Source organism: Galbibacter sp. L-19 (assembly GCF_056857615.1).
In genome coordinates this window covers 89,220-108,386 of the sequence record NZ_JBSXNL010000065.1, presented here as the reverse complement: position 1 = coordinate 108,386, position 19,167 = coordinate 89,220, and the positions used below count along the sequence as shown (strand labels likewise).

Below are 19,167 nucleotides of genomic sequence, written 5' to 3'. Positions count from 1 at the left end.
TTGTTGTAGCAACTAATTGTGTAACGAGCAAATATATAAATTGTTTTTCAGTTAGTGTAATTTTTAGAAAAAGTTAAGATTTTATGATGAACTCCAGAGAGATAAGAAAGCAGTTTTTGAAGTTTTTTGAAGATAAGAGTCACGAAATTGTCTCTTCTGCGCCCATGGTAATTAAGGACGATCCAACCCTGATGTTTACCAATGCGGGGATGAATCAATTTAAAGAGTATTTTTTAGGAAATAAAGTACCTAAAAATCAACGAGCTACAGATGCCCAAAAATGCCTTCGTGTAAGTGGAAAACATAACGATTTGGAAGAAGTAGGAAAAGATACCTACCACCATACTATGTTCGAAATGTTGGGGAATTGGAGTTTTGGAGATTATTTTAAAAAAGATGCTATTAAATGGGCTTGGGAATTATTAACCGAAGTTTATAAAATAGATAAGGACATTCTTTATATCACAGTTTTTGAAGGAGCTGATGCTGAAGGGCTTCCTATGGATCAAGATGCCTACGATTTTTGGAAAGAAATTGTTCCAGAAAGCCGAATTATTCTAGGGAATAAAAAGGATAATTTTTGGGAAATGGGAGATCAAGGGCCTTGTGGACCTTCATCAGAAATACATGTAGATATTCGTTCTGCAGAAGAAAAGGCTAAAATTCCAGGTGCAGATTTAGTAAATCAAGACCATCCTCAGGTTGTGGAAATTTGGAATCTAGTTTTTATGGAATTTAACCGTAAAGCAGATGGTTCTCTAGAAAAACTACCAGCACAACATGTGGATACTGGAATGGGATTTGAGCGTTTGTGTATGGTTTTACAGGATAAGAAAAGTAATTATGATACCGATGTTTTTACTCCAATTATTAGAGAAATTGAAACAATTACCAATTCCAAATACGGAGTTAAAGAGGAAATAGATATCGCTATTCGTGTAATTGCCGACCATGTTAGAGCGGTTTCTTTTGCTATTGCAGACGGACAATTACCAAGCAATACTGGAGCTGGATATGTAATACGTAGGATTTTACGTCGTGCTATTCGTTACGGATTTACATTTTTAGACCAAAAAGAAGCCTTTATTTACAAGTTGGTGGATACGCTTATTAAGCAAATGCATGAGTTTTTTCCAGAACTTAAAAAGGAAAAAAATATTATTATCAATGTTATTAGAGAAGAGGAAAATTCTTTCTTGAGAACTTTGGCGCAAGGATTAGTGTTGTTAGATAATATTATCGGGGCAAATACAGATAAGGTTATTTTTTCTGGAAGTAAAGCTTTTGAATTATACGATACTTACGGTTTTCCTATCGATTTAACAGCTCTTATTTTAGATGAAAAAGGATTTCAGTTAGATGAAAAAGGATTTCAGGAGGAGTTAGAGAAGCAGAAAAATAGATCCAGAGCAGCTACAAAAATAGAAACTGGAGATTGGGAAGTTTTAATAGACGATCCAATTGAAGAGTTTGTTGGTTATGATACGTTGGAAACTCAAGTTAGAATTACACGCTACCGCAAGGTGGAAAGTAAAAAAGATGGGGAGCTGTATCAATTAGTATTTAATATTACTCCTTTTTATGCAGAAGGAGGAGGTCAGGTTGGAGATAAAGGATATTTAGAGTCTACTAATGGAGACGTTATTTATATAATAGATACAAAGAAAGAGAATAACCTAATTATTCATTTTTCTAAGAATTTACCAAAAAATCTAAACGATCCTTTTAGAGCAGTTGTAGATGAGAAACAACGTAATAGAACTGCTGCTAATCATACCGCAACACATTTGTTGCATCAAGCATTGAGAAGTGTGTTGGGAACGCATGTAGAGCAAAAAGGAAGTATGGTGCATAGTGGGTATTTGCGTTTTGATTTTTCGCATTTTGCAAAAGTTACTTCAGAAGAACTTATGCAGGTGGAAGATTTTGTAAACGCTAGAATTCGTGAGCAATTACCATTGCAAGAAAATAGACATATGCCATATCAAGAAGCTATCAAGGAAGGTGCGGTTGCTTTATTTGGAGAGAAGTATGGAGATTTGGTGCGTGCTGTAAAGTTTGGAGAGAGCATGGAGCTTTGTGGAGGTACGCATGTAGCAAATACAGGAGATATTTGGCATTTTATTATTACTAATGAGAGTGCAGTTGCAGCAGGGGTTCGAAGAATAGAAGCAATTACTTTTGATGCTGCTAAAGAATATTTTGCAAACCAAACGGAAGCTTTTAATAAAGTAAAAGCGGTATTGAAAAATAATGCTGCCGATCCAATAAAAGCTATTACCGCTCTTCAGGAAGAAAATACTGCGATGAAAAAACAAATTGAGCAGTTGCTAAAAGATAAGGCAAAAGGCTTAAAGGGAGAATTGAAGGCGGAACTAGAAGAGGTAAACGGAGTTAGATTTTTAGCTAAAAAAGTAGATTTAGACCAAGGAAGTATAAAAGATTTAGCTTTTGAGTTAGGAAGTGAGTTTAAAAACTTATACTTATTATTTGCTTCAGAAAATGACGGAAAAGTAATACTGACTTGTTATGTTTCTAAGGAAATTGTGAAAGAAAAAGAGTTGAATGCTGGACAAATAGTGAGAGAGCTTGGAAAATTAATCCAAGGAGGCGGCGGAGGTCAGCCTTTCTTTGCAACTGCTGGGGGTAAAAATCCTGAGGGAATACCCGAGGCTTTATTAAAGGCAAAAGATTATATTGGATAGATAAGATAAGAACTAAATAAAAAAGCTCATAACAGTTTTGTTATGAGCTTTTTTTATTTCTGAATTTAGTTAAAAAACTCCCAACAATTAAACCATAGCTTTGAATTGCAGTCTTATTATTATAACAAATTAAAACAGTATAAAGATGAAAAAGACACTAAGCTTATTATTACTTGTATTTATTGTGGGAACAACATTTGCTCAAGATAGACCAAGAGAAAAACGTGGAGATCAAGATAGAAAGGAGCGAAGAGAAGATTTTAGAAAAGCATATGCAAATTTAACTCCAGATCAAATTGCGACGTTAAAGACAAAAAAAATGGCGTTGGCTTTAGACTTAACAGATACGCAACAAAAAGATATTCTTGCTATAAACAAAGATTTAGCTACAAAGCATAAAGCTAAGATGGAGTCTTTCAAAGAAATGAAAGAAAAAGAAGAGAAGCCTACAGCTGAAGAGCGTTTTGAAATGAAGAACGCTATGTTAGATGAGCAATTGGCTGTTCAGACTAAAATGAAAAATATTTTAGATGAAGATCAATATAAAATGTGGAAAAGAAGTCAGCATAAAAAGCACGGAAAACGTAATCATAGAATGGCTGCTAGAAAATAATAGGTTGGTTAGTTAGTTTTATAAAAGCCTCGAAACTTTGTTGAGTTTCGAGGCTTTTTTGGTTTTATAATGATTTGATAACCTTGGTTGCGGCATCAATAGTTTTGTCTAAATCTTCGTAAGTTAAGGCATTATTTAAGAACCAACTTTCAAAAGCGCTAGGAGGAAGGTAGATTCCTTCGTTTAACATTCCGTGGAAAAACTTTTTGAAATAGCTGTTATTCCCTTTAGCTGCAGTTTCAAAATCGTATACCTCTTCTGTAAAGTGCACAGAAATCATAGATCCTAGTCGGTTTATAGTATATGTTAATTCCGACTCTTCAAGAGCTTTTTCAAGACCTTGGTGTAAATAAGCAGTTTTATCGGCTAAGCTTTTAAAAATATCTTCATGCTCGAATAATGTTTTTAGCATTGTTAATCCAGCTGCCATAGCAAGCGGATTTCCACTTAAAGTTCCTGCTTGATAAACAGGACCTAGCGGCGCCAAATAATCCATAATTTCATTTCTAGCTGCAAAGGCCCCTACTGGAAGTCCGCCACCAATAACCTTTCCAAAAGTAACAATATCTGCTTTTATGTTTAGTAACTCTTGAGCGCCTCCTTGTGCAAGCCTAAACCCCGTCATTACTTCATCAAAAATGAGGAGTATTTTATGGTCGTCGCAAAGTTTACGCAAGCCCTCTAAGAAACCTTTTTTAGGAATAATACATCCCATATTTCCAGCAACAGGCTCGATAATAATTGCAGAAATTTCATTTTTATTTGCTTCAATTAAAGCTTTTACACTTTCTAAGTCGTTATATCTAGCAAGCAAAGTGTCTTTTGCTGTTCCTTGAGTTACTCCAGGGCTATTTGGACTTCCAAAAGTTACAGCACCGCTTCCTGCTTGGATTAAAAAAGAGTCTGAGTGTCCATGATAACAACCAGCAAATTTGATAATTTTATCTTTTCCTGTAAAACCTCTAGCCAATCTAACGGCGCTCATACAGGCTTCAGTTCCACTATTTACAAAACGAATTTTATCAACATTAGGAACCATAGAAACTGCTAGTTTAGCAATTTCTGTCTCTATTTGAGTAGGCATTCCGAAGGAAGTACCAAGTTGTGTTTTTTCAATAACCGCATTCACAACAGGCTGGAAAGCATGACCTAAAATCATTGGTCCCCAAGATGCGATATAATCTATTAATTTATTTCCGTCCTCATCATATAGATAGGCGCCTTTTGCTTGCTTCACAAAAATGGGCTCTCCACCTACAGCATTAAATGCTCTAACAGGAGAATTTACTCCTCCTGGAATGTATTTTTTGGCTTCAGCAAAAAGGGCACTACTTCTTTTATATTCCATGTTTTTTATTTTAATCCCTCATAGAGGGTTTAATTTTACCGACGCTTTGCGTCGAAATGAGTTAAATTTGTTTCGTTTGACTACCTCGGGCTTGCCCCGATGTAGTTTAATTTAGATATAATATCTGTCCAATTTTAATATTATTATTTCTTAATCCGTTTTTTCGTTTTATAGCATCTACAGAAACATTATAGCGTTTTGAAATGGAATACAGGGTGTCTCCTTTAGAAACGCGATACGTTTGTTCTGCTACTTGCTTTCTTCTAGCAGGATTTGTACCTAAAACCGCTGCATCATATCTGTAAAGTTGATATTTTTCTATTAAACTTATTAATTTATCTGGATACCGTCTATCGGTTGCATAACCTGCACTTCTAAGTCCTTTTGCCCATCCACGGTAATCGTCTTTATCTAAATCGAATAAAAAAGCATACCTACTTCTGGTGGTTAGGAATTCCGAATGGTCTTCATAGGAAAGTTCTGGGTATCTATATTTTCTAAAACATTCGCCTTTGGCATCATCATCATGGTACGCTCTTTCTCCAGTCCATCCAGTATGGCATTTTATCCCAAAATGATTATTTGCTTTTCTAACCAATTCTCCTTTTCCTGCGCCACTTTCTAAAATTCCTTGCGCTAAAATTATACTAGCTGGAATTCCGTGACTTTGCATTTGGCGTTCAGCAATCGGACTAAAAACATCAATATATTCCTCTACAGTAGCTGTATAAACTGTAGTTCTGGAAGTAGATTCTAAAGTTTCGGTAGTTCTATTATTGTTTGTTTCAATATCATTTTTGTTATGCGTAGTCCGTGTATTTGTAGTAGGATACTTTCTAGAATTTTTTTTAGACGAAGAAGCCTTTTTTTTAGCGCCACAACTTACTAAAAGTAGTATAAGAAAAGTATAAATAAGCCGTTTTATAATCATTTTATAAGGGGTAAATTCTTTTGTTTTAAGCGAATATTCATTCCAGAAATACCTTGTAGACCTCCGGTATGAATCGCTAAAATTTTTGTATTCTCTTTAAAATAACCTTTTTTTATCAAGTCTAGTATTCCAAACATCATTTTTCCAGTGTAAACTGGGTCTAAAGGAATGTCTGTTTTTTCTTTAAAGCAATTTAAGAAATTTACTAATTCTTTGTCAGCTTTTGCGTACCCGCCAAAATGATAATCTGTATGTAAATTCCAATTAACTTGATGTGCAAATTTACAAATTTCTGTTTGTAAAAAATTGCCTTTCAAAGCGGGAAACCCTAAAACTTGTTGACGGAGTTGTGAACAATTTATGAGTCCTGAAATAGTGCCTCCTGTGCCTACAGCTACACAAATGAAATCAAAATCAAAATCTTCTTTTTCCAAAATTTCTTCACAACCTTTAACAGCAAGTTCATTGGTGCCTCCTTCTGGAATTATGAATGAATTGTGGTAGGTGTTTTTTAAAGATGCTATAAAAGCAGGTTCCTCTTTCCTTCTGTAGTCGGATCGACTTACAAACTTGAAAGACATTCCGTGTTTTTTGGCAAAAGAAAGTGTAGGATTTTCTTCAACTTTATCTAAAAGTTCTTCCCCTCTAATAACTCCAATTGTTTTTAGATTGTTTTCAAAACCAGCATATGCAGTAGCAGCAATATGGTTGGAATAGGCGCCTCCAAAAGTTAATAAAGTATCATGATTTAGTCTTTTGGCTTCTGCAATATTGTATTTTAATTTCCTAAACTTGTTTCCAGAAATAAACGGATGGATTAAATCTTCACGTTTGATGAAAAGTTGAACGTTGGCATTTTTTGTTTCTTCTAGAACAATTTCTTGGTTGTACAAAACTATCTCTCTTTATAGAATTCAAAGATAAGAGGAACGTTTAAAATAGGTAGCTTAAAAAGCCCCAAAATGGTCGCTCTTTTATGTAATTTAAGTTTCGCTCATTTTGATAGGCTTCTTTTTCAAAACTTATATTTCTGTAAGCTTCATTAAAATTTCTAAATCGCATTACGCCAATAAGCCATTCTATTAGATACCAAATGTAAAAAGGGAGAATAAATAATTCTAATTGTTGCTTTAGGTGAATTCGCTCATGGTTAATAAGCACATCGTCTTCTTTTAGTCTATTTTCTTTTAAGATAATTACAGGCCAAAGTGTAAGGCCAACATATCTTTTAGGAAAAATGTATTTAAAAATTAGAATCATAAAGCAGCTTTTAGTAGAGCTGTAGTTTTCTGTTATCTTTGTAAAGATAATAGGATTTGCTGTTATAAAAATTTATAACGGTTATTTTTAATCTTAATTTAAGAAAAGCATAATTTTTATAACTTTTTTTGAGAATAGTACAATAGATGAAAAAAATTTTAAAGCCTGAAGAAGGCGATTATTATTTGTCGCCTGAGGGCTATCGGGTTTTTACAGAACAATATCATTTAAAGAGAGGATATTGTTGTGAGAATGGATGTAGGCATTGTCCGTATGGTTTTAAAAAGAATAGAAGATAACGAATTGAAAATTTCAATTTTATAAAAAATAGATTGATGATTGATACCCAAAATACTTTTGAAAACGAAATTTTAGTTGGGATTCCAGAGGTGCTTCCTGTTAAAAAGGAATATGATAAAAATGTGAATCATGCTCCAAAGCGAAAGAATATTTTAACTTCAGAAGAAAAGAAATTAGCACTTAAAAATGCATTACGATATTTTGATAAGAAGTTTCATGCAGAATTACTTCCAGAATTTAAAGAAGAGTTAGAAACTTACGGTCGTATTTACATGTATCGACTTCGTCCAGATTATAAAATGTATGCACGGCCTATTGATCAATATCCAGCAAAGTCAAAACATGCTGCTGCAATTATGTTGATGATTATGAATAATCTTGATCCAAAAGTGGCGCAGCATCCGCATGAGTTGATTACTTATGGAGGGAATGGAGCTGTTTTTCAAAATTGGGCACAATACCGATTAACGATGAAGTATTTGGCCGAAATGAATGATGAGCAAACCTTGGTAATGTATAGTGGGCACCCAATGGGGTTATTTCCGTCACATAAAAATGCGCCAAGAGTGGTGGTAACAAACGGGATGATGATTCCAAACTATTCAGCACAAGACGATTGGGAGAAATTTAACGCGCTTGGAGTTACTCAATATGGACAAATGACTGCTGGAAGTTATATGTATATTGGTCCGCAAGGAATTGTTCATGGAACAACAATTACGGTTTTAAACGGATTTAGAAAAATTAAGAAAGACCCTAAGGGAGGTGTTTTTGTAACTTCTGGCTTGGGAGGAATGAGTGGAGCTCAGCCAAAAGCAGGAAATATTGCAGGATGTATAACTGTTTGTGCAGAGGTAAATCCGAAGGCAACAGAGACAAGGCATTCTCAAGGATGGGTAGATGAAGTGATTTCTGATTTAGATGAATTAACAAAAAGAGTAAAGGAAGCACAGGTCCAAAAACAAACTGTTTCCATAGCTTATCAAGGAAATGTAGTAGATGTTTGGGAGAAATTTGATAAAGAAAATATTTATATTGATTTAGGTTCCGATCAAACTTCTTTACACAATCCATGGGCTGGAGGGTATTATCCTGTGGGATTATCTCTTGAAGAATCGCAATCCTTAATGGCAAATGATGCCGAAACCTTTAAAGCTAAAGTTCAAGAAAGTTTATGCCGACATGCAGCAGCTATAAACAGACATGCAGAAAAAGGAACGTATTTTTTTGATTATGGGAATGCTTTTTTATTAGAGGCTTCACGTGCAGGTGCAGCGGTGATGGCAAAAAATAATATCGATTTTAAATACCCAAGTTATGTGCAAGATATTATGGGGCCTATGTGTTTTGATTATGGTTTTGGTCCTTTTAGATGGGTGTGTGCTAGTGGAGATCCTCAAGATTTAAAAAAGACAGATGCTATAGCTTGTCAAGTACTGGAGCGTATAAAAGCAACAGCTCCAAAGGAAATTCAGAAACAATTAGAGGATAATATAAAATGGATTAAATCTGCTCAAGAAAATAAGCTTGTAGTTGGTTCTCAAGCACGTATTTTATATGCAGATGCAGAAGGAAGAATAGAAATTGCCAAAGCTTTTAACAAGGCAATAGCAAATAATGAAATAGGTTTTGTAATTTTAGGGAGAGATCATCACGATGTTAGTGGAACGGATTCTCCATACAGAGAAACCTCTAATATATATGATGGTTCTAGTTTTACAGCAGACATGGCTATTCATAATGTAATTGGTGATAGTTTTAGAGGTGCCAGCTGGGTGAGTATTCATAACGGTGGTGGCGTTGGATGGGGAGAAGTTATAAATGGAGGTTTTGGTATGATTCTTGATGGTACTATAGAAGCAGATAAACGTTTACAATCTATGTTATTTTGGGATGTAAATAATGGAATAGCTAGAAGAAGCTGGGCAAGAAATGAAGAAGCTGTTTTTGCAATAAAACGAGCAATGAATGCTGAGCCTAATTTAAAAGTAACACTTCCAAATTTTGTAGATGAAGATTTGCTATAGTAATTAGAATACCTTTTTTATCTAGTTTTAGATGAAATTTTTAAATAAACGAAGAACTTTAAAGTGAAATAAAATGAAACATTCATATTTAATTTAAGTCGCTTAGGAGGCTAATTATTTGGATGTTTTATGTGGCAATTAAAAACAATAAAAAAATAAACCATGAGAACAATAAAACTCCTTTCTGGAATGTTGCTTGTTACACTCCTTATGAGCGCTTGCTCTAGTGTAAGTGTTGCAACAGATTACGACCGACACGTAGATTTTAGTAAGTATAAAACTTTTGCGTTTTATAAACCTGGTATTGATAAAGCAGAAATTTCTGATCTTGATAAGAAAAGAATCTTACGCTCAATACAATACGAACTACAGAATAGAGGCTATAGATTGTCTGAGAATCCAGATATTTTAGTAAGTATTTTTACTAAAGAAGTGGATCGTGTTAGTGTTTATAATAACGTTGGTTGGGGTTGGGGTTATTACGGTTACCCATATTGGGGTGGCGGTTACAATTCTGTGTCTACGGAAACCGAAGGCTCACTTTATATTGACTTAATTGATGCTGGTAAAAAAGAATTAGTTTGGCAAGGTAAAGGAACTGGTTATTTGGTTACCAATGGAAATCTAGCTAAAAAAGAGGAACGTATAACCGAATTTGTTAAAGAAATTTTAGAACAGTTCCCTCCAGTTTCTACACAAGTAGCTGTAGTTCAAAACGGACAATAAAATAGTACTTATAAAATATTTTAAACTGAGTTAGCCTCACAATTTTGAGACTGACTCAGTTTTTTTTGGTGATTATTTTTTTAGATTAATTATATCGGATCAATTCATACTTCTCCTTTAATTCCTTTAATTTTTCTGGATATTTGCTAGCTACGTTTTCTTGCTGACCGAAATCTTCTTTTAAGTTATATAATTGATCTTCTTTAGAAATTCCAGTTTCAATTTTTACGGTTTCTATAAAAGAGGGCGCTGTGTCATTTTTTGGAATCATTACCCATTCATTTTCTCTTATAAAAGTTCCATAAGACCCTTGAAGTATGATGTCTTCTCTTCCTACTTCTGAGTTTCCTAAAAATTCAGCTAATAAGTCTACACTATCATTGGTTTTTTCACTGCTTCCAATCAACTTAGCAATCGAAGAAAAAATATCAATCTGACTTACTATTGCGTCAGAAACTCCAGGTTTTATTGTTCCTTTCCAATATGTAAAAAATGGGACTCTAGTTCCAGCTTCATAAAGGCTATATTTTCCTCCTCTTAATCCTGCTGTTACGTTATGATTTCCAATTTTTTCTTCTGCTTCATCATAATAACCATCATTTATAACAGGGCCATTATCACTAGAAAAAATAATAAGAGTGTTTTCTAATATTCCTTGTTCTTCAAGGGTTTTTACAAATTCTCCCACACACCAATCCGCTTCAAGGATAACATCTCCTCTTGGTCCCATTCCAGATTTTTCTACAAAGCGTTTATTTGGAGTTCTTGGAACATGAGGTTGTTGCAGTGCGTAGTATAGAAAAAAGGGTTTTTCTTTATGTTCTTTTACGTAATTTTTAGCTTCATTTAAAAAATTATCAGCCATATCTTCATCAATCCATTTGGCTTTTTCACCACCTTTCATAAAACCGATTCTAGGAATTCCATTTACAATACTATTATTATGTCCATGGTGCCATTTCATTTTTGTCAATTCCGGATTTTCTTTTCCTGTTGGTTCCCCATCAAAGTTTTGTTCATAACTAACTTCAATCGGGTCTTCTTTCTCTAGTCCAACTACATCTCCGTTTTTTATATAAACAGTAGGAACTCTATCTTGAGTTGCTGCCATTATATAAGAATAATCAAAGCCAACTTCATTAGGGCTGGGTTTTATTGTTTCATTCCAATCTATAATTCCTGTGCCTAATCCTAGATGCCATTTCCCTACAATTCCTGTATGATATCCTTTACTTTTAAGTATTTTAGGAAGTGTAACTTGATTTGGTTTTATAAGTAATGGCGCTGTTCCTGGTAATATTTTAGCATCTTTTTCTCGCCAAGGATATACTCCTGTTAATAAAGAATACCTACTTGGGGTACATGTTGAAGCAGCAGCATATCCATTGGTAAATATAACTCCATTATTAGCAAGTTTATCCATGTTTGGAGTGTGTATAGTTGAAGCGCCATTAAAACTAACGTCTCCATATCCTAAATCGTCCATATAAATAATTACAACATTAGGACTTTTAGTACTTTCTATTTTTTCTACTGAAGTTTCTTTTTTACAACTTATAAGAAATATAGAAATAAAAACGTAAATAAATACAGTGTTAAAAATAAGTTTTGTTCTTTTATTAGCTTTCATTTTATAAATTTTGGTAAAGTTTGATAAATGTAATAATTTTTAGATTAGGTTGAGAATTTTTTTTAACAAACTAATTTTAAGTCTAATAGCATTATATAAGTTGAAAAATATCTTTGTGTTCATTTTAAGACAACGTTTTCGTAAGGTTTTGTATTTTTAAAAATCTAAAACAAAGCATATGCAAACCGGTTATAAAAGCAATCCATTATTAGATCGTTTACCAAAACATTTAAAGCAATTTATAAAGCCTCAGAACTATAACGATTACACTTCTATAAATCAAGCGGTGTGGCGTTATGTGATGCGTAAGAATGTGAATTATTTAAGTAAGGTTGCGCATAAATCATATACAGAAGGTTTGCAAAAAACAGGGATTTCTATCGATCGAATTCCAAGTATGTATGGAATGAATAGAATATTGAAAGACATAGGATGGGCAGCCGTTGCAGTAGATGGTTTTATCCCTCCAAATGCTTTTATGGAGTTCCAAGCTTATAATGTGTTAGTAATAGCTTCGGATATTAGACAGCTTGAAAATATAGAATACACCCCTGCACCAGATATTATTCATGAAGGGGCAGGACATGCACCTATTATTGCAAATCCAGAGTATGCAGAGTATTTAAGACGTTTTGGAGAGATTGGATGTAAAGCAATTTCTAGTGCAAAAGATTATGAAATGTATGAGGCTATACGCCATCTTTCTATTATAAAAGAAGCCGATGGAACTACTGCTTCCGAAATTGAAAAAGCTGAAAAGCGAGTGGAAGATTTGCAGCAGAATATGGGAGAGCCTAGTGAAATGTCTTTAATCAGAAATTTACATTGGTGGACGGTTGAGTATGGTTTAATTGGAACATTTGATAATCCAAAAATTTATGGTGCTGGTTTATTGTCTTCTATTGGAGAAAGTAAGTGGTGTATGACGGATGCTGTAAAAAAAGTACCATATAATATGCAGGCGGCATACCAAGATTTTGATATTACAAAACCACAACCGCAGCTTTATATTACTCCAGATTTTGCATATCTAAGTTTGATTTTGGAAGAATTTGCTAATACAATGGCGCTCCGAAAAGGAGGCTTGAAAGGGATGCTAAAACTAATAAATTCTAACGCTTTAGGAACGGTGGAATTAAGTACTGGAATTCAGATTTCAGGAACTTTTTCAAATGTAATCGAGTTTGAAGGGAAGCCTATTTATTTTCAAACAGAAAAAGAGACAGCGCTTTCTTACAGAGACAAAGAATTGGTTGGGCACGGAATAGAAAAGTATCAACAAGGATTTGGGAGTCCGTTAGGAAAACTTAAGGGGATAAACCTAGCTATTGAAGATATGAGCCCTAGAGATTTAAAGGCGTATAATATTTATGAAGGACATCAAGTGGATTTGGAGTTTGAAGGCGGTGTAACTGTTTCTGGAACTATTATTACTGGAACTCGGAATTTAATGGGTAAAATTATACTTATTAGTTTTGATAATTGTACTGTAAAACATAAAGGCGAAGTTTTATTTGAACCTTCACAAGGTATTTATAATCTTGCTGTTGGGAAAGAAGCAATCTCCGCTTATAATGGCCCCGCAGATGTAAATAGTTTTGATTTAATAACACATAGCCATTCTGAAGAAACAAAAAAGCAAAAAAATAATAATACCAAGATGCTTGAAACGTTATATTTACAAGTGCGCGAATATAGGGAAGGGGAAAATAAAACGATTTCAAGACATAAGGTTTTTGAGCAATTACAAGAATTTTATCCAGAGGACTGGTTGTTGTCTGTTGAGCTTTATGAACTTGCAAAAAATAATGGAGATGATGATTTTTCTGAGGAAATTCTGAATCATCTCGAGTCGGTAAAAAGAAACCGACCTACAGTAGGGCATTTAATAGACGATGGGATTTCATTAGTAAACGATGCATTGGTGAAATAGGTCGCTTTAAAAAGATTTTATATTTTTATCCAAATTCAATTACTTATTCAGTTTGAAAAAATACTTATTTATTATCGGTTTCATTTTGGCTAATGTAGCATGTAAAAATGATGACACTCATAAAACTAGACTGGCTACAGAAGCCGATTCTCTAAGACTTCTTCAAAAGAAAGAACGAGTAATTACAGATGAGCAGCGGGTTAAAGATATGTTGAGAGCTAAGAATAACCAACTCTCAACAGAAGACTCTATTTACTATCTGGCAAAAATAAAAAGACCAAAAGATTCTGCTTTTATAGTGATGAATCTCTACGGAAAAGTAAAACATTTAGGAAAATTACAAGAGTTTAAACAAACTGCTATTATTAAGGATAATAAAACAATTACTTCTCGAATTGATGGAAATGTTTTTAGAATAGATAAATCTTCTAAGAATCGTTATAAAATATACACACACAGTGTAACAAATGCTAATTTTAGTGCCTACGATATTGATTTTGGAGACACCCCAATTTCTATAAGAAAAGCAACACGCACCGCAAATTTTTACTACGATTTGTTACCAAAAAAAGAATTTAAATATACTGTAGAGAATAAGAATAAGTTTTTTACCATTAGAAAAGATAGGTTAATTAAAGGAGATTCTATTTTAGATACCTTGGCTAGCGGCGCTAGAATTTATCGTTCAAATGGGTTGTTAGATATACAAGATGCTACTGCTTTAAACACCTATTATTTTGTGGACAGTACTAGTGTGCTCGAAAAATTAATTATTCAAGATACTGTAAGTGTATTAACTAATATTACGCTTAGTGGAAAAAGTGAATCTATAGATAAAACTACCAAATATTCTAGTGCATTTGTCAATGATTCGGTTTTTAAAACTTTTGAAGTTTCAGAAAAACAAGACAAAAATTCTAAGCATGTAGTGGCATATAACATAGATTCAATAATTAAGCAATATCATTATAATAAGGACTTTAAATTTACGCTAAAAGCAATAGATTCTTTTAACCTTGAAAACACCTATCCTCAGTATTATAGGTCTTTAATAGATACTACATTTTTTGTTTATAGTAAGCCTTTTTCTATTAATAAAATGGATACTAAATGGCGATATTCGGTCCGGTATACGCGAAAAACAAATGCCAATCCAACTACTATTGAAGTTTCTGTGTCAAAGAAGGAATTGATAAAGGTTGAAGATACTACTTTTGTTTTTGAAGCTCCTCTTTCGCCTATTAAAAAGCCAATTAATATTGGCGATTTATCTGAGCAAGATTATAAGGTTTCCGATTTCGATATAAACTTTGATGGGTATACAGATTTGAGTTTTCCAGAAGGGTTTGATTTAAATAGAAATGCTACGTATGCTGTTTATTTGTACAATCCTGAGTCGAATACTTTTGTCAAAAATGAAGCTTTTACAGGTCCTTCAATGGCACCGTATATTTTAATTGATAAAGATAATAAGTCGGCTATTTATACTTCTAAAACTGGAGGAGGTAATTATAGTGCCCGAATTGTTAAAATTGGAGATAACGGCATGATTTTATACAAAGAAACCTACTGGAGTACCTCTTCTGACGGAAAAATTAGTATTCATTATCAGAAAACCGAAAATAATTCGGTTGTAGAAAAGAGTAATGATATGGCTAAAGGAAAATCTTGGGATGTAAAAGATTTTAAAAACGAATTTTTGAATTGGGTGAAGGAAAGAATCAAAAATTAATTTTCAATTCTTTGTGAATTTATCTCGAGGGAGTTAATTTGTTGAGGTTCTGTAATTGTTTGTTTATTGTAAACCAATTTCCATCCTAAAGAATTTGTGAGAACATAGAAGCGAGATAATTCGCTAATTAATCTGTTTTCAGCATTTTCTTTTAGGTTAGAATTATCAATTCTTTTTCCAATGGCAATATGGACTTCATCTTTTATTTTATTAAAATCGTTTGCGTTAAACGGATTCAAATAATCTCCAGAAATATCGTAGTATTTTAAGTCGGGGAAAATTTTAATTTCAGGAGCTGGGATGTCGGTAATATAAAGAGTTTGATGTTCTTCATCTACATCAAAATTTATTTTACTGAGGTCGTAAGCAACAGTTACTTCTGCATTTACTACTACCAATGCCTTTTTTTCGGTAGTTAATAAATTAGCAAATATTTTTTCTGATTGTTTGTAATTATATACTTGTGAAAAGTGTCCTTCAGTAACAATTAATTTGCTAACATTTTTTATTTCTTGCTGAATTAAAGCGGTATTTTCTTTTAGGTATTTAGAACGTTCATCATAGCGTTTGTACAATTGATACGTCCATAAAATAAGTAAAGTGATGATGATTCCGAAAAGAACTTTTCGCATGTTAGAATGTTATATGTGGATGTTTTTCTGAAAGATACACAATTTTCTGCTGAAGTTTTTCTTGAAATTTTTTAAATTCATCACTTTCCGTATTGAAAGGACGATGTGATAATCCGCTTTGAATTTTTTCAACCTCCTTCATCGTATTTGTACAAGAAGAAGCAACGGCTGTTTCTTTAAACTTTTCCCAAATGTAATTTATGGCCGTTTTGTTAGGATGTATCATGTCTTCTGCATAAAAACGATAATCTCGTAATTCATCCATCATAATTTCGTAAGAAGGAAAGTAAGAAATGGAAGTATCCTTTTCTATAATTTGGTGAACTGCAGTTATTAAATGCGCTTTACTACGTTGATTTTCTATAAAACCGTCTTTAAGGTGTCTCACTGGAGAAACCGTAAATAGTATAGCAGCTTTAGGGTTGATTTCTTTTATTAAACGGGTAATTACTTTAAGAGATGCTTCAATCTCAATTGCATTAAAAAGTACTTTATTAAAGTTTTTTTGCGGTACCTTATGGCAGTTAGCAACTAAATTAGCACTTTCTTTATTCTCATAACCCCAAGCAGTACCCAAAGTAAAAACTATATGAGAGGCTGTTTTTAAAAAAGAAAATGACTCTTCTAGAATTTCATTGAGCTTGTTTAAAAATATTTCTTCGGATGGATTACTCAATACTGAATGAACTTCAAAACAGTGCCAGCGTTCATTTAAAAAGAAAACATCTTCTTTGGTGAACTTTTTTTGCTGAATTATTCTGGAAATTAAATTTTCAATCGCTTTTGGATGAAAAATAATTCCAAATGAATTGACAAGCGATTGAAATTTATAATACGAAAATTTTTTTCCAATATTCTCTACAAAACAAGATCCCATTAAAAACACTTTAGCATTATAATCTATTGAGTTTTCTAGTGGTTTTAATGGAATTTGTGTTTGTAGTTTCATGCGAATTATTCTATGATAAATAATTGATTTTTAATATCTTATATAGTTATGTGAGAAATCAGAACCTTTTAACACCTTTGCTTTATTGATCCACTCATGTGGAAGTGATTTTTAGCTAAGCTAAACACAGGCTATGCTCATAATAAAATCCCTCAATGAGGGGCTTTATTTTTTCTCAATCAATCCTGCTCTACGTAATAAAGCTTCTGGTTGTGGCTCTTTTCCTCTAAAACGTTTGTACAACTCCATTGGGTTTTCTGTCCCTCCTTGAGAAAGTACATTTTCTTTAAATTTCTGAGCTACTTCTTTGCTAAAAATACCTTTTTCTTTAAAAAACTCAAAAGCATCGGCATCTAAAACTTCTGCCCATTTGTAGCTGTAATACCCTGCAGAATAACCACCTTGAAAGATGTGTGAAAAAGCTGTACTCATACATGTTTCTGGAGTTTCTGGATATAAACTCGTTGCTTCAAAAACCTTACTTTCATGCGCCTTTACATCTTCAATAGTACTTGGGTCAATACCGTGCCAACTCATGTCTAGCATTCCAAAACTTAATTGGCGTAGCGTTTGCATTCCTTCCATAAAAGTAGCCGATTCCTTTATTTTTGTAACAAATTCCATTGGAATAACCTCATTAGTTTGGTAATGTCTTGCAAAAATTTCTAAAGCCTCTTTTTCATAACACCAGTTTTCTAAAACTTGGCTAGGAAGTTCTACAAAATCCCAATAAACACTAGTTCCACTTAGGCTAGGATAGGTGGTATTTGCTAGCATTCCATGTAAGGCGTGTCCAAATTCATGAAATAATGTAGTTACTTCGTTAAAAGTAAGTAATGAAGGTTTAGAAGTGGTAGGTTTAGTAAAATTGCAAACAATAGAAATATGAGGACGAGAGTTGTCGTTATTTTTCTTCCATTGCGATTTATAAACGGTCATCCAAGCGCCATTTCTTTTTCCAGGACGTGGGTGGAAATCCGCATAAAAAATAGCGGTTAATTCGCCGTTTTCGTCTAAAACTTTGTACGTTTTTACGTCTTTATGATAGGTGTCTACTTCCTTAGTTTCTTCAAATTGAAGACCATATAATTTTTCAGCAACCGTAAAAACACCATCAATAACATTTTCTAATTTAAAATAAGGCTTGAGTTTTTCATCATCTAAATTAAAAAGCTTTTGTTTTAGCTTTTCTGTATAAAAAGCCCCGTCCCATTTTTCGAGCTTTTCAAGTCCGTTTTCTTCTTTGGCAAAGTTTTCTAATTGTTTAAATTCTCGTTGCGCCGCAGGCTTTGCTTTTTCTAAAAGCTCTTCTAAAAAAGTAGTTACTTTTTCTGGAGATTTTGCCATGCGTTCTTCCAAAATAAAATGCGCATGGGTTTTATAACCTAATAATGCTGCTCTTTGCTGTCTTAATCGAACAATTTGTTTTACATTTTCTCGGTTGTCATACTCGTTCCCTTGAAATGCTTTGCTTCCAAATGCTAACGACATTTTTTTGCGGAGTTCTCTGTTTTCAGCATACGTCATTAAAGGAATATAGCTAGGGTAATTGAGTGTAAAAACCCATCCATCTTTATTGCGAGATTTAGCTTCGTCGGCAGCTGCTTCCAACGTACTTTCTGGAAGTCCTTTTAATTCTTCTTCATTAGTAATATGAAGTTCAAAAGCATTGGTTTCTGCTAGTACATTTTCGCCAAATTTTAGACTTAGTTGGGATAATTTCTTATCGATATCTCTTAAAATGGATTTCTTTTCTTCAGGGAGATTTGCTCCATTTCTAGAAAAACCTTTATACGTTTTTTCCAAAAGCATTTGCTGTTCTTTAGAAAGCGTAAGTTCTTTACGAGCTTCCCAAACCGCTTTTACTCTTTTAAAAAGTTGTTCGTTTAAACGGATGTCATTTCCAAATTCCGATAAAAGAGGAGAGATTTCTTGTGCTAATTTCTGAATTTCCTCATTGGTTTCGGCGCTGTTCAAGTTAAAAAAGATGGAAGTAACTCTATCTAATTGAGCTCCCGAAAATTCAAGAGCTTCAATAGTATTTTCAAAAGTAGGAGTTTCCGAATTTGATGTAATCTCATCAATTTCGGATTTTGTTTTTTTAATCTCTTCTTGAATTGCAGGAAGAAAATCTTCGTTTTTTATTGCTGAAAAAGGAGCCGTTTGATAAGGCGTTGTAAATGTATGATTAAGCAAATTTGCCATGTTCTAATTTTTATAAGATAATTGAATTCCTCATAGAGGATTTTTATTTTCCCAAAGTCCGTCCAGAGTTAACCAATGTACTCTACCTCGAAATGGGTTAAATTTGTTCTGTTTGAATACCCCCATGTGCTTGCACCGAGGTTCTTTTATTTACAAAGTAATAAACTTTCTCTAAA

15 protein-coding genes are annotated in these 19,167 nt (G+C 33.4%); 7 read left to right on the top strand and 8 right to left on the bottom strand.

The features are described from left to right. Window positions 1-86: 86 nt before the first annotated feature. Both alaS and AC13CQ_RS13085 read left to right on the top strand, forming a co-directional pair. Window positions 87-2,705: an alanine--tRNA ligase gene (gene alaS, locus AC13CQ_RS13090; protein ID WP_474507074.1), complete on the top strand. Its 2,619-nt coding sequence runs from the start codon at window positions 87-89 to the stop codon at window positions 2,703-2,705. Between the two features lie 145 nt (window positions 2,706-2,850). Beyond that, window positions 2,851-3,318, top strand: a complete 468-nt coding sequence (locus tag AC13CQ_RS13085) for a hypothetical protein (RefSeq protein WP_474507066.1) — start codon at window positions 2,851-2,853, stop codon at window positions 3,316-3,318. A 64-nt stretch (window positions 3,319-3,382) separates the two neighbouring features. Here AC13CQ_RS13085 and hemL read toward each other — a convergent pair whose 3' ends face one another. The 4 genes from hemL to AC13CQ_RS13065 form a co-directional block, all read right to left on the bottom strand. Then, the gene (gene hemL, locus AC13CQ_RS13080; RefSeq protein ID WP_008613670.1) at window positions 3,383-4,666 is read right to left on the bottom strand and encodes a glutamate-1-semialdehyde 2,1-aminomutase; all 1,284 of its coding nucleotides are present in this window, start codon (window positions 4,664-4,666) and stop codon (window positions 3,383-3,385) included. A gap of 106 nt (window positions 4,667-4,772) precedes the next feature. After that, entirely contained in the window at window positions 4,773-5,597 is an 825-nt protein-coding gene (locus AC13CQ_RS13075) for a glucosaminidase domain-containing protein (RefSeq protein ID WP_474507067.1), read from the bottom strand. Further along, window positions 5,594-6,490 (bottom strand): 1-aminocyclopropane-1-carboxylate deaminase/D-cysteine desulfhydrase, encoded by an 897-nt coding sequence (locus tag AC13CQ_RS13070; RefSeq protein ID WP_474507690.1) that lies wholly within the window; start codon window positions 6,488-6,490, stop codon window positions 5,594-5,596. Before AC13CQ_RS13070 ends, AC13CQ_RS13075 begins: the two co-directional genes overlap by 4 nt. Window positions 6,491-6,530: 40 nt before the next feature. Then, on the bottom strand, window positions 6,531-6,857 hold the full coding sequence (locus AC13CQ_RS13065) for a hypothetical protein (protein WP_335588291.1): 327 nt from the start codon (window positions 6,855-6,857) through the stop codon (window positions 6,531-6,533). A 146-nt stretch (window positions 6,858-7,003) separates the two neighbouring features. Here AC13CQ_RS13065 and AC13CQ_RS13060 point away from each other — a divergent pair, with 146 nt between their 5' ends. The 3 genes from AC13CQ_RS13060 to AC13CQ_RS13050 all read left to right on the top strand — a co-directional run bounded on the left by AC13CQ_RS13060 (window position 7,004) and on the right by AC13CQ_RS13050 (window position 9,910). Beyond that, window positions 7,004-7,156, top strand: a complete 153-nt coding sequence (locus AC13CQ_RS13060; RefSeq protein WP_335588292.1) for a C1orf53 family protein — start codon at window positions 7,004-7,006, stop codon at window positions 7,154-7,156. 36 nt (window positions 7,157-7,192) lie between these two features. Then, window positions 7,193-9,184 (top strand): urocanate hydratase, encoded by a 1,992-nt coding sequence (locus tag AC13CQ_RS13055; protein WP_335588293.1) that lies wholly within the window; start codon window positions 7,193-7,195, stop codon window positions 9,182-9,184. Window positions 9,185-9,346: 162 nt separating this feature from the next. Continuing rightward, window positions 9,347-9,910 (top strand): DUF4136 domain-containing protein, encoded by a 564-nt coding sequence (locus tag AC13CQ_RS13050; RefSeq protein ID WP_008613663.1) that lies wholly within the window; start codon window positions 9,347-9,349, stop codon window positions 9,908-9,910. Window positions 9,911-9,995: 85 nt separating this feature from the next. Here the strand turns inward: AC13CQ_RS13050 and AC13CQ_RS13045 are convergent, their stop codons facing one another. Beyond that, complete coding sequence (locus AC13CQ_RS13045) at window positions 9,996-11,540, bottom strand: sulfatase family protein (protein WP_474507691.1); 1,545 nt, start codon at window positions 11,538-11,540, stop codon at window positions 9,996-9,998. Between the two features lie 178 nt (window positions 11,541-11,718). Between AC13CQ_RS13045 and AC13CQ_RS13040 the strand changes: the two genes are divergently transcribed. Both AC13CQ_RS13040 and AC13CQ_RS13035 read left to right on the top strand, forming a co-directional pair. Then, window positions 11,719-13,473 (top strand): aromatic amino acid hydroxylase, encoded by a 1,755-nt coding sequence (locus tag AC13CQ_RS13040; RefSeq protein WP_008613661.1) that lies wholly within the window; start codon window positions 11,719-11,721, stop codon window positions 13,471-13,473. Between the two features lie 52 nt (window positions 13,474-13,525). Then, complete coding sequence (locus AC13CQ_RS13035) at window positions 13,526-15,205, top strand: XAC2610-related protein (RefSeq protein WP_474507069.1); 1,680 nt, start codon at window positions 13,526-13,528, stop codon at window positions 15,203-15,205. Here the strand turns inward: AC13CQ_RS13035 and AC13CQ_RS13030 are convergent. The 3 genes from AC13CQ_RS13030 to AC13CQ_RS13020 form a co-directional block, all read right to left on the bottom strand. Further along, window positions 15,202-15,837, bottom strand: a complete 636-nt coding sequence (locus tag AC13CQ_RS13030) for a DUF4230 domain-containing protein (RefSeq protein WP_456867772.1) — start codon at window positions 15,835-15,837, stop codon at window positions 15,202-15,204. The genes AC13CQ_RS13035 and AC13CQ_RS13030 overlap by 4 nt on opposite strands. Before the next feature lies 1 nt (window position 15,838). Beyond that, on the bottom strand, window positions 15,839-16,786 hold the full coding sequence (locus AC13CQ_RS13025) for a GSCFA domain-containing protein (protein WP_456867770.1): 948 nt from the start codon (window positions 16,784-16,786) through the stop codon (window positions 15,839-15,841). Between the two features lie 165 nt (window positions 16,787-16,951). Then, entirely contained in the window at window positions 16,952-18,991 is a 2,040-nt protein-coding gene (locus tag AC13CQ_RS13020; RefSeq protein WP_456867768.1) for a M3 family metallopeptidase, read from the bottom strand. Window positions 18,992-19,167: the final 176 nt, after the last annotated feature.

Excerpts from the sequence above, each read along its gene's own strand:
- alaS (WP_474507074.1), top strand. The coding sequence starts at position 87 with ATGAACTCCAGAGAGATAAGAAAGCAGTTTTTGAAGTTTTTTGAAGAT.
- AC13CQ_RS13085 (WP_474507066.1), top strand. The coding sequence starts at position 2,851 with ATGAAAAAGACACTAAGCTTATTATTACTTGTATTTATTGTGGGAACA.
- hemL (WP_008613670.1), bottom strand. The coding sequence starts at position 4,666 with ATGGAATATAAAAGAAGTAGTGCCCTTTTTGCTGAAGCCAAAAAATAC.
- AC13CQ_RS13075 (WP_474507067.1), bottom strand. The coding sequence starts at position 5,597 with ATGATTATAAAACGGCTTATTTATACTTTTCTTATACTACTTTTAGTA.
- AC13CQ_RS13065 (WP_335588291.1), bottom strand. The coding sequence starts at position 6,857 with ATGATTCTAATTTTTAAATACATTTTTCCTAAAAGATATGTTGGCCTT.
- AC13CQ_RS13060 (WP_335588292.1), top strand. The coding sequence starts at position 7,004 with ATGAAAAAAATTTTAAAGCCTGAAGAAGGCGATTATTATTTGTCGCCT.
- AC13CQ_RS13055 (WP_335588293.1), top strand. The coding sequence starts at position 7,193 with ATGATTGATACCCAAAATACTTTTGAAAACGAAATTTTAGTTGGGATT.
- AC13CQ_RS13050 (WP_008613663.1), top strand. The coding sequence starts at position 9,347 with ATGAGAACAATAAAACTCCTTTCTGGAATGTTGCTTGTTACACTCCTT.
- AC13CQ_RS13045 (WP_474507691.1), bottom strand. The coding sequence starts at position 11,540 with ATGAAAGCTAATAAAAGAACAAAACTTATTTTTAACACTGTATTTATT.
- AC13CQ_RS13040 (WP_008613661.1), top strand. The coding sequence starts at position 11,719 with ATGCAAACCGGTTATAAAAGCAATCCATTATTAGATCGTTTACCAAAA.
- AC13CQ_RS13030 (WP_456867772.1), bottom strand. The coding sequence starts at position 15,837 with ATGCGAAAAGTTCTTTTCGGAATCATCATCACTTTACTTATTTTATGG.
- AC13CQ_RS13025 (WP_456867770.1), bottom strand. The coding sequence starts at position 16,786 with ATGAAACTACAAACACAAATTCCATTAAAACCACTAGAAAACTCAATA.
- AC13CQ_RS13020 (WP_456867768.1), bottom strand. The coding sequence starts at position 18,991 with ATGGCAAATTTGCTTAATCATACATTTACAACGCCTTATCAAACGGCT.